The organism is Kitasatospora sp. NPDC091257 (assembly GCF_044757675.1).
GTDB classification, from domain to species: Bacteria; Actinomycetota; Actinomycetes; order Streptomycetales; family Streptomycetaceae; genus Kitasatospora; species Kitasatospora lactacystinica.
The window spans coordinates 1-6453 of the sequence record NZ_JBIVVI010000463.1 but is presented as its reverse complement, the minus strand read 5'-3'; the positions used below and the strand labels follow the sequence as shown (position 1 = coordinate 6453).

The following is a 6453-nucleotide window of genomic DNA, read 5'->3' as shown; positions in this document are numbered from 1 at the left end:
TCGGACCGCCTTCCAGCGGACCCTCCGGGCTTCGTTCTTTCGTGTTTCCAGCTTATCAGATGTTTTCCGCTCCGTTTTCCGGAGTTTCATTCATCCAATTTCCCGAACTGGCCGGGTTCGCTTTTCGCGACGTCCCCCACATTAGCTCATTCCGAGTGCTACCCGAAATTCACGCTCACTCGGTCGGCGGGAATGCCAAGAAACCCATTTTCATGGGGATCAGAGTGAGAGTGGGTCTTGCTGAGTGGGATGGTCGCTCCAGCGACTCGTTCAACACTAGGCCACCTGGAGGACATCGTCAAACGTCGAGGGCCGGATCTGTCCAGATCCGGCCCTCGGGGCTCAAAGACGCAGCTCAGAGCGGGTGTGCTTTCAGCCAAGCTTCAACCGGCCGGTCCGTCGACCAGCCCGTCAGCCGGTCAGCCGACAGCGACCAACTCCGCCGCCGCCAGGTTGCGCTTCCCGCGCCGCAGCACGAGCCAGCGGCCGTGCAGCAGGTCGGCCTCGGTCGGCACGGCCTCCTCGTCCGTCACCTTGACGTTGTTGAGGTAGGCACCGCCTTCCTTGATCGTCCGGCGGGCGGCCGAGCGACTCGGCGACAGACCGACGGCGACCAGCAGGTCGACCACCGTCTGGATCTCGGACACCTCGGCCTTCGGGACCTCGGCCAGGGCGGCGGCCAGGGTCGGGGCCTCCAGATCGGCGAGGTCGCCCTGGCCGAACAGCGCCTTGGACGCGGCGACCGCGCGCTCGTACTGCTCGGCGCCGTGCACCAGCGTGGTGAGCTCCTCCGCGAGGGCGCGCTGGGCGAGACGGGCGGCGGGGCGCTCGGTGGTCTCGCGCTCCAGTTCCTCGATCTCCTCCTTCGAGCGGAAGCTGAAGATCCGCAGGAAGTTGGGGACGTCCCGGTCGTCCGCGTTCAGCCAGAACTGGTAGAAGGCGTACGGGGTGGTCAGCTCGGGGTCGAGCCAGACCGTACCGGACTCGGTCTTGCCGAACTTGGTGCCGTCGGCCTTGACGATCAGCGGCGTGGCCAGCGCGTGGACGGACTTGCCGTCGGCCTTGCGGATCAGATCCGTGCCGGCGGTCAGGTTGCCCCACTGGTCGCTGCCGCCGGTCTGCAGGGCGCAGCCGTAGCGGCGGTTCAGCTCCAGGTAATCCATGCCCTGGAGGATCTGGTAGCTGAACTCGGTGTAGCTGATGCCCGCGTCGGAGTTGAGCCGCCGGGCGACGGCCTCCTTGGCGATCATGTTGTTGACCCGGAAGTACTTGCCCACGTCGCGCAGCAGGCTGATCGCCGACATCCCGGACGTCCAGTCCAGGTTGTTGACCATGCGCGCCGCGTACGGGCCCTCGAAGTCGAGGAAGCGCGAGATCTGGCCGCGCAGGCGCTCGACCCAGCCGGCCACCGTCTCGGGGTCGTTGAGCACGCGCTCGGCGGTGGGCTTCGGGTCGCCGATCAGGCCCGTGGCACCGCCGACCAGGCCGAGCGGGAGGTTCCCCGCCTGCTGGATGCGGCGCATGGTGAGGATCTGCACCAGGTTGCCGAGGTGCAGGCTGGGGGCCGTCGGATCGAAGCCGCAATAGAACGTGACCGGGCCGTCCGCGAACGCCTTGCGCAGTGCGTCCTCGTCAGTGGACAGGGCGATCAGCCCACGCCACTGCAGCTCGTCGACGATGTCCGTCACGGTCACGCTTCTCCTTCGATCGGGCGTCCGCCCAGTGCTGGCCCGGTTCGGTCGGGCCCCGGGTCGGTACGACTCCAGCCTGATAGAGCCTACGCGGTTCCGGCCAGCGAGTTTCCCCTAGGCACCCCATCAAGCTGGGCGGCCCGCTCTCCCGGTCTCTCCCCCGATACCGGAAATTCCGTTGTTCGACGGCTGTGGGCCCATTCAGAGTGGTTCCACCGCCGTGCGGCGGCAGTGACGTGTGTGGAGACGGTCGTGCCGCCGTGGCACGCCCGCGGGAAGGGTGTGCCGAGTGCGCAACACGCTGGTTCTGAACGCGAGCTACGAGCCCCTGACGACGGTGTCGCTCCAGCGCGCCGTCGTCCTGGTGCTCCAGGACAAGGCGGTGGTGGAGCAGGCGCATCCGCTGCGCTCGATCCGGGGGACGGGAGTGGCCGTCCCGGTGCCGCGGGTGATCAGACTGCAACGGTACGTACGGGTGCCGTTCCGACAACAGGCTCCGTGGTCACGGCGGGGTGTCCTGGCCCGGGACCAGCACCTGTGCGCGTACTGCGGCCGGCGGGCCACCACGGTGGACCACCTTCAGCCCAGGTCGCGCGGTGGTGCCGACAGCTGGATGAACACCGTCGCCGCGTGCGCGGAGGACAACCAGCACAAGGCGGACCGCACACCGGAGCAGGCCGGGATGAAGCTGCTGCGGCGGCCGTTCGAGCCGACGCCGCAGGCCAGTCTGATGCTGGCGCTCGGTCTGCGCAGCTCGGAGGTCCGGGACCTCGCCGACTGGCTGCCGGCCGTACCGGGCCGGCCCGTCTCCGCGGCGTGACGCGATTGCCGGGAGACGGTTCGCGGGAGGCTGCTCGCGGGAGGCGGTTCCGGGGAACGGGAGCACTCTCGACGTTCTCGACCTGAGGACACTCTCAGCGCCGGGGCGGCGGCAGGTGGGGCGGCGCCGGCGCGGTGCAGGGCGGAAGGCCTCAGTCCTTCGCCTGGTACCCCGCCGCCGTGCCGTAGTTGGTCGAGTGCTCGGGCACCACGACCACCTGTCCACCACCGATCAGCACTCGTCCGGAGATCAGCAGTGAACCGGTGCCGACCGGGAAGTTGCCGCCGGTCGCCTCCTGACCGCCCGCCAGCGGGAACCTGCTGAGACGGGCGGGCTGGTCACGGCGTTCGTCGGCGGCGAGCACCAGCGATCCGCCGTCGATGCCGACCGCCCGGACGGCGCCCTTCGCGGCGCTCGGCACCTTCCAGCGCTGCTTGCCGGTGTCCAGGTCGTAGCCGACCGCGGCCACCGGCCCGCCGCCGTTCGGCGGTTCCAGGGTGGTGACCATCGTGCGGCCCTCGAAGTAGACGCCAGGAGTGGCCGAAAACGTACCGTGGGCGACGTCCAGCCGGCCGCCGTCGACGGCCACCGGGATCTCGGCGGCCGGGTCGCCGCCCGCGCCCCAGGCGAACACCCGGTCGTCCTCGGGCTTCCCGCCGGTCGTGAGGACCACGGACGGCTCGGCGGACAGCACCGTCACCGTCTTCGGCTGGTTGTTCAGACCCCGCCACCAGCCGACCTTGCCGTCCGCGATGTTCAGCGCGACGGCCTGGTCGGCGGGGGTCGAATCGGCGCAGGAGGAGGCGACGAGCACGGTCTTTCCGCTGACGCCGCCGGACAGGGTGCAGAACTTGCCCTGGCCGGTGTACTGCCAGACGTCCTTCCCGTCGGCCGACTCCCAGGCCAGCGCCCGGTCGTCGCCGACGGCCACCACCTTGTCCTCGGTGACACCGACCCGCGCCGAGTAGGCACCCTTCGTGTCCGAGAGGGTCTTGGTCCACGTGGTCCTGCCGGTCTTGGTGTCCACGGCGGACACCAGCGTGCAGGGACTCTTCGGATCGGCCTGCGGACGGAACAGCGCCGCGCCCAGGCCCGCCTGGTTCACTCCCGCCGACAGCCCGCACGGGACGGCCCCGGCGGCCGGCGGCTCCACCGACCAGGTCGGCTTGCCGCCCGCCCGGTCGTACGCGCGGACACCGGAGCCGTCGGCCCGGACCACCGCGTCGGCCAGCAGCCAGCTGCCGATCAGCGTGTCGTCGCCCCCGGCCGGACCGGCCACGGCGGGCTGCGCGGCCCAGGTCCTGGTGTGCGCCACCCCGAAGCCCGGCTCACCGCCGCTGCTCGCCGCCGCGCTGCCACCGCCCTCGGTTCCGACCATCAGCCCCGCCGCCACCAGTACTCCCAGCGCGGCCACCCCGGCACCGGTCCGCACCAGCAGGGCCTTGCGGCTGGGCACGTGATCCCCTGCCAGCACCGCGTCGGCGGCCTTCCGTGCCTTGGCGGAGAACGAAGAGCCCGAGTCAGCGCCCGCGCCGGCACGGGCACCGGAGCCACGACCGGCACCTCGGCGCGCGGAGGCCCGCGACGGCGAGGCGGGTTCGGCCTGCAACTCGGGGGCCTGCTCCGTAGAAGTCTCCGCGGACTGCTCCGGGACGGTCACGGGCACCTGCCCGGCCTCTTCGAGGTGCACATAGCCGTCCGCCGAGTACTCCGCCCCGGCCGGGACGTACAAGCCCTCCCCGGCGGGCTGCCGCGGGGCGGCGTACGGTGTGGCGGCCTGATGCGGCTGTGCGTGGTCCGGGTACTGCGGATACGGCTGGTACTGCTCCTGAACGCCGTAGTGGCCCTGATCCTGGCCGTGGACGTAGCCGCCCTCGACATAGCCGGTCCGACCGTATCCACTGTGGTCGTAACCGCTCTGGTCATAGCCGGCCTGGTCATGACCGGCCTGGCCGTAGCCGGTGTCGTAGCTGGTCTCGTAGCCGGTGTGCCCGTAGACGCCTTGGCCGAGCTGCGGCTGCTGCCCGTACTCGGCCGAGCCGTAACCCGCCTGCTGCTGCGGCTGCCACTGCGACGGCTGCTCCGCCGTCTGCTGCTGCTCGGAGTACCCGCCGTGCCCGCTGTGCCCGCCGTTCTGCCAGTCCGAGTGGCCCTCGGACGGCCACGGCTGTTGGGGGTGGGCGTCTCCGAAGGGCTCCTGCGCCATCCGTTCCGTCCCTCCCGAGCCACCTGCCTGCCGATGCGGCAGTCAGCATCTCACGCCCACCCGGAGAGGCGGCCCGGGCCCTCGGTCGGACGGGCCCGGGCTCCTCGGTCGTGCCGCGTCAGGCCGCCGACTCGACGCGCAGGGCCTCGTCGATCCGGGCTGCGAGGGTGAAGTCCAGCCCGGTGAGGCCGCCGGCGCTGTGGGTGGACAGGACGAAGCGCAGCGATCGCCAGCGGATGTCGATGTCGGGGTGGTGGTCAAGCGCCTCGGCCTGCTCGGCAACGGAGCCGACCACCCGGATCGCCGCCGGGAAGTCCGGCGCGTCGGCGGTACGGGCGATGCTGTCGCCCTCCCGCTTCCATTGGGGCAGCGCCGCCAGGGCTGCCGTGATCTCGTCCTCGTTCAGCCGCGCCCTGCTGCTCATCGCCGCACTCCTGGTGGGTCGTCCGGTGGGTCGTCCGGTGGGTCGTCGCTCCGGGGCCGGGGCTCCGGGGCCGGGATTCCGGGCCGTTCAGAGTGCCCGGGAACCGGTGTCAGGCGGCCTTCCGGCGCGGACGGGCCACCAGCTCGCCGCCGCAGTTGGGGCAGGTGGCGGCCATGGCGTCGGTGCAGTCCGGGCAGAAGGTGCACTCGTAGGAACATATCGAGGCGCGGCCGTCCGCGGTCAGCGACACCGCGCAGCGCTCGCAGCTCTCACGCATCTCCAGGGCCATGGCGTACTCCTCCGACCTGCATACGGTCTGACGGTCGTTCAACTCAACAACAGCTTGGTGACGGCCACGAGGCCGACCACCACGATGACAACGCGCAGCGCGGTCGGCGGGAGACGACGGCCGACCTTGGCCCCGAGCAGGCCGCCGACCAGCGAACCCGCCGCGATCAGACCGGCGGCGGCCCAGTTCACGGTCGAGGTGAAGAGGAAGAAGAGCGCGGCGACCGCGTTCACGATCAGCGCCAGGGCGTTCTTCACCGCGTTGATCCGCTGGAGCTCCTCCTGGAGCAGCATGCCCATCAGCGCCATCAGCAGCACGCCCTGCGCGGCACCGAAGTAGCCGCCGTAGATGCCGGTCAGGAACACCCCGACCAGCAGTACCGGGCTGCCGTCCGGATCGCCGCCGGGACGGCGGCGGGCGGCGACGGCCTTGGCCACCCGGGGCTGGATCACCACCAGGACGAGCGCCAGCAGGATCAGCGCCGGGACGATCGCGTCGAAGGCCCCGCTCGGCAGCTTGATCAACAGCAGCGCGCCGAGCAGCCCGCCGAGCAGGGAGGCGGTGCCCATCCGCAGCACGCGGCGCCCCTGGTCGGCCAGTTCGCGGCGGTACCCGATCACCCCGCTGAGCGAGCCGGGGACCAGGCCGAAGGAGTTGGAGACATTGGCGGTGACCGGTGGGATGCCCACGGCGAGCAGGACCGGGAAGGTGATCAGCGTGCCGGAGCCGACGATCACGTTGATCATCCCGGCGCCGACGCCGGCCACCAGGACAGCGATCGACTCCCAGAGCGTCATGGGTCCCCTCTCCTCTCGGTCCTGTCCGAGGGGATCATGCCGGACGGCCCTGCGGGCCGACCAGACCCGCCCACGATTCGGGACGCACGCCACAGTGCCCGGTACGTGCGCTTGGGCACCGTGAAAGGCCGAGGGCCCGCCACCTCTCGGCAGCGGGCCCTCGGCGAAGCACGGTTCGGCCGATCACTCCGGGTCGATCTTCGGGTACTCCCGGACCGGGTCCACC

General features: G+C 71.0%; 6 protein-coding genes. 1 reads left to right on the top strand and 5 read right to left on the bottom strand.

The genetic code is table 11. From position 1 onward, the window contains the following. Positions 1-419 precede the first annotated feature (419 nt). The gene (gene tyrS / locus ACIQOV_RS21595) at positions 420-1688 is read right to left on the bottom strand and encodes a tyrosine--tRNA ligase (protein WP_401050757.1); all 1269 of its coding nucleotides are present in this window, start codon (positions 1686-1688) and stop codon (positions 420-422) included. Positions 1689-1980: 292 nt separating this feature from the next. On the opposite strand from tyrS, the gene ACIQOV_RS21590 reads away from it, so the two are divergent. Further along, positions 1981-2511 (top strand): HNH endonuclease, encoded by a 531-nt coding sequence (locus tag ACIQOV_RS21590; RefSeq protein ID WP_359911434.1) that lies wholly within the window; start codon positions 1981-1983, stop codon positions 2509-2511. Between the two features lie 151 nt (positions 2512-2662). On the opposite strand, the gene ACIQOV_RS21585 is transcribed toward ACIQOV_RS21590, so the two are convergent. The 4 genes from ACIQOV_RS21585 to ACIQOV_RS21570 form a co-directional block, all read right to left on the bottom strand. Beyond that, entirely contained in the window at positions 2663-4717 is a 2055-nt protein-coding gene (locus tag ACIQOV_RS21585; RefSeq protein ID WP_401050755.1) for a PQQ-binding-like beta-propeller repeat protein, read from the bottom strand. Between the two features lie 118 nt (positions 4718-4835). Then, positions 4836-5141: a 4a-hydroxytetrahydrobiopterin dehydratase gene (locus tag ACIQOV_RS21580; RefSeq protein WP_401050753.1), complete on the bottom strand. Its 306-nt coding sequence runs from the start codon at positions 5139-5141 to the stop codon at positions 4836-4838. Positions 5142-5250: 109 nt separating this feature from the next. Beyond that, entirely contained in the window at positions 5251-5430 is a 180-nt protein-coding gene (locus ACIQOV_RS21575) for a DUF1272 domain-containing protein (RefSeq protein WP_401050751.1), read from the bottom strand. A 38-nt stretch (positions 5431-5468) separates the two neighbouring features. After that, complete coding sequence (locus tag ACIQOV_RS21570) at positions 5469-6227, bottom strand: sulfite exporter TauE/SafE family protein (protein WP_401050749.1); 759 nt, start codon at positions 6225-6227, stop codon at positions 5469-5471. Between the last annotated feature and the right edge of the window lie 226 nt (positions 6228-6453).